The organism is Mesorhizobium sp. M7A.F.Ca.CA.001.10.2.1 (genome assembly GCF_003998575.1).
In the GTDB taxonomy this organism is placed as follows: Bacteria; Pseudomonadota; Alphaproteobacteria; order Rhizobiales; family Rhizobiaceae; genus Mesorhizobium.
In genome coordinates this window covers 1-3854 of sequence record NZ_RZQY01000595.1, presented here as the reverse complement: position 1 = coordinate 3854, position 3854 = coordinate 1, and the positions used below count along the sequence as shown (strand labels likewise).

Sequence of the window (3854 nt, the reverse complement as noted above, 5' to 3'; positions counted from 1 at the left end):
TTCCCAACACGCTGTCGCTGCCGGCACTTGGTCAGGCGGCCAGGAACCTGCCGGCAAGGCTGCGGCAGATCCAGTCGCAAGAGGGCCGCAAAAGCGCCGCCAAGACCATTGCCCGCGCGCTGCTTGGCGCCCGCGGCTACGAGACGCTGAAAAGCCGGGTCAAGCGCCCGGCCTGACCTGCTCAGGCGGCGCCGTCAGGCCGCCTGTCGCGCGCGCTGCTGCATGGCCCTGTCCAGTATCGAGAAGAAGGTGATGAACTGGCGATCGGGATCGAGTTCCGGGCGCCCGGCGAAGCTGCGGGCGAGGCTGGAAAGCCGGTCATATTCCTGATTGTCGTTCCACAGCCGCCTGACGGCCGCGACCCAGTCGGCCAGCGGTGCATCATAATCCAGCACCACGCCACCGGAGCCGATCGCTTCGGGCAGACCGCCGCGCCGCGAGCCGACAACGGGGATTCCGCTGCAATGGGCCTCCGACGCGACGCGGCCCCAGGCCTCTTCCCACTTGCTGGGAGCAAGCAGGATCTTCGTGCGGCCGTAGACCGTCTTCATGTCGCTGGTGCGGCTCTCCAGGACGACATTGCCCAAGGGAGCGATCGTCTGTTCGATCCGCGCCCGGTGATCGTCGTCGAGCTTCCAGCTTTCGACGAACAGGAATGGAATTTCGCGGCAGGCGCCGGCAATCCGCACCGCGAGCTCGAACCCCTTTTCCTCATAAGGGTTGATCAGCGTGACGAACTGGCCCGTCGTCGGCGTCGAGTAGTGCGCCGGGTTGATGGTTGGCGGGATCACCACCGCCTCGATGCCGAACTCCTGTCTGTAAGTACGTGCGGTGAAGTCAGAATTGGCGATGTAAAGCGCGGAATGCAATTCGCGCAGATCGCCGCCCAGTTCATGGAACTCGACATTGCGGAGATAGACGACCAGAGGCACGCCCTCCGCCTGCAGCGCCTTGCCGATCGGAACCGATTTGTGACACTGGACCACGGCGACATCGGGCTTCAGCCTGTCGACGGCATAGCCCGCTGCTTCCCAGGGAAACCAGGCCCGCACCACCGGATAGCCGGGATAGCTGTCGACAACCGCCGGCTGCCGCAGCAGCTTCATCTTGGCGCGCGCCTTGAAGCCGAAGACACCATCACCGAACAGGGCGGCGAGCACAGCGGCTTCATGACCGTGCTCGATCAGCTGTTCGGCCAGATGATGCGTGCTCGACTGAACGCCGCCGCTGAACTCGGGCGGGTAGCCGTTGCCGCCTGCAAAGAGAACTTTCATGATCGGGCTCCTTGTCGCATCTCGTATTCCTTGCTCGGAGACAACAGGCAAAGTCCGCCGCCTCGCTTTCGACGTCAGGCAAGTTTCGGCGGCTCCAGATTGGCGAAGGGATTGGTACAGGATTGCCAGCCGGTAAATCGGATCGGGTCGTTGGGCGAACTGCGCCAGGCGTAGTCCGTCAGCATATGGAATTCGGCGACCACCCAGCGGTCGAAATGCACCAGATCTTCCCGCTTTCGCTCGGGCAGCAGGCGGCGTGCTGCGCCCAATTTGAGTTCCTCCACCAGCGTGACGGCGTCGCTTAGTTTTTCGCTTGGAAAGTTCCACGGATTCCTGTTGCGGAACGCCAGCACGAACTGCTGCAGATGCTCGATGCGGATGTTCAACTTGCCAAGGTATTTTTCCAGCGTGACGCGCACCAGATCCTCGTCCGAGAACGAGGAAACGGCGGCGTAGGCGACCCCTGTCGAAACCACTCCGCCAGCCATGACGGCCAGGGCCGAGCGTCTGGAAATCTCGATCATGCGATACCTCCTTTCACGCGATCCGGCTCGCCGCCCGCAAGGACAGCGCTGCCGCGGTCAGGCTCGGGTTGGCGCAGGAGCAGCTCGGATAGGTGCTTGTGCCGACGACGACCAGATTTCTGAGCTGGTGGTGGATCATGCCGCTGTCGATGACCGAATCGGCTGGGCCCGTACCCATCCTCAGCGTGCCCTGGACGTGCGATTCGCTCGGCCGAATGCCGCGGTCGAAGAGCTTTTCGATCGGCAGCGGCGCCAGAAGGCCAGGCAATTTCTCCAGAGCGCGCGTCATGCCCTTCACCGCATAGTCCGATGGCGCCTTGAAGCTGACGAAGGCATTCTCATCCTCGTCAAGCGTGACGAAGTTCTCGGGATCGAGCAAGTCCTCGGTGACCACGACAAGCGGCAGCGCCTGGCGTAGCCGCCCTTTTTCGGCACGCAGTCCGTGCTGCCAGCGGTTCTCGAAATAGACCAGTGCCGCCGCATGCTCCGATCGGTGAGGACCATCATAGAGGCCGAAATTCAGGCCGGTGGTGATGGTGCTGCCGTCGAAATTGTCGACGCCGTCTAGATAGACCTCGAAATTCCAGCCGTAGGATTCATGCAGGCCGCTGCCGACGAATTCGCCGCCCAGGCCGGATCGCAGCATGATCGCCGCGCTCTGGATGGCATTGGCGCCGAGAATGAAGAGATCGCCGCTGACCTGGTATTCCTTGCCGTCATGGCGGAACGTGACCGAACGGACAGCGCCGCCGACGTGATCGAGCCGGCGGACTTCCGCACCGAGGCAGACCGAGACGTCGGGATGCTCGAAGACGTGCATCAACCCGTTGTTGACGGTGAATTTGGCGTCGACCGGGCACAGCCAGCAACGCAGATTGGCACAGCACGAGGTGCGTTGTGATGTCGGCAGCCGCGCCCGCGCGGTTGGCATGACAAAGTGCTGGCCGGGCTGCGCCGCCTTCATCATCCTGTCCGGTGTCGACATGCGATGCGGCGGTTGCGGAAACGGCTTCGAGCGGGGCAGCATCGCCGCCATGTCGGGATCGCCGGAGATCGACATGATGTCTTCCGCGTCGCAATAGAACGGCTCGACGTCGTCATAGCTGATCGGCCAGTCATTGCCGATACCGTAGGTGCTTTTCAGCCGGAAATCATTGGGATGAAATCTTGGCGTCTGCGCGAACCAGCAGTTCGTCCCGCCACCCAGTCCGATCGTGTAGTTCCACGGCTTGTTGGAATTGGTCTTATAGGTCGTTTCGTCTTCGATGTCGGTGTTGACGTTCTGCTCGAGCTGCCATTCATGGGTGTTGTGGCGCCCCCACTCCAGCACCAGAATGCGTGCCTTTCGGCGCTTGGCGAACTCGTGCAGGAAGAAGGCCGAACCGAAGCCGGAACCGATCGCTACGAGATCGAAATGATCCTTGGTGATTTGCTCCGGCTTTACGTCCAGCACCATCGGCTACAACTCCACACAGAAATACGCGCTCAGTCCCAGCGCCCGCAGGCCATGTGCGGACCGGTCTTGCATCCGTCTGCCAGGGCCTGGTCTCATGCCGCCATTCTGCCGATCGAGTGATATTCGATGCCGTGGCGGGCGATGACCTTGGGGTCATAGAGGTTGCGGCCGTCGAAGATGACCGGCGTAATCAGCGCATCCTTCACAGCGTCGAAAGACGGCGCGCGAAAGCTCTTCCATTCCGTGGCGATCAGCAGCGCATCGGCACCGCGCAGCGCCGCCTCCTTGGTGCCGCACAGAAGCAGGTCGTCGCGCAGCCCGTAGATGGCCTGGCATTCCTGCATCGCCTCGGGATCATAGGCCTGCACATTGGCGCCGGCCTTCCAGAGCGCTTCCATCAGGACGCGCGCCGGCGCCTCACGCATGTCGTCGGTGTTGGGCTTGAAGGCCAGGCCCCAGAGCGCAAAGGTCTTGCCTTTGAGGTTGCCCTTGAAATAGCGGTCCACCTTGTCGAAGAGAACCGATTTCTGTGCGTTGTTGCGCTCCTCGACGGCACGCAGCAGCTTGGCGTCGAATTTGACGCCTTCGGCGGTCTTGATC

General features: G+C 62.4%; 4 protein-coding genes. All 4 read right to left on the bottom strand.

What is annotated here, in order from left to right; genetic code table 11:
* Positions 1-194 precede the first annotated feature (194 nt).
* The gene (locus EN964_RS28030; protein ID WP_127267654.1) at positions 195-1274 is read right to left on the bottom strand and encodes a glycosyltransferase; all 1080 of its coding nucleotides are present in this window, start codon (positions 1272-1274) and stop codon (positions 195-197) included.
* Between the two features lie 74 nt (positions 1275-1348).
* On the bottom strand, positions 1349-1798 hold the full coding sequence (locus EN964_RS28025; RefSeq protein ID WP_127267655.1) for a hypothetical protein: 450 nt from the start codon (positions 1796-1798) through the stop codon (positions 1349-1351).
* 13 nt (positions 1799-1811) lie between these two features.
* Positions 1812-3254: a GMC oxidoreductase gene (locus tag EN964_RS28020; protein WP_127267656.1), complete on the bottom strand. Its 1443-nt coding sequence runs from the start codon at positions 3252-3254 to the stop codon at positions 1812-1814.
* Positions 3255-3346: 92 nt separating this feature from the next.
* A partial coding sequence (locus EN964_RS28015) for a UDP binding domain-containing protein (RefSeq protein ID WP_164776035.1) occupies positions 3347-3854 on the bottom strand: 508 nt, incomplete at its 5' end.

Excerpts from the sequence above, each read along its gene's own strand:
- EN964_RS28020 (WP_127267656.1), bottom strand. The coding sequence starts at position 3,254 with ATGGTGCTGGACGTAAAGCCGGAGCAAATCACCAAGGATCATTTCGAT.
- EN964_RS28025 (WP_127267655.1), bottom strand. The coding sequence starts at position 1,798 with ATGATCGAGATTTCCAGACGCTCGGCCCTGGCCGTCATGGCTGGCGGA.
- EN964_RS28030 (WP_127267654.1), bottom strand. The coding sequence starts at position 1,274 with ATGAAAGTTCTCTTTGCAGGCGGCAACGGCTACCCGCCCGAGTTCAGC.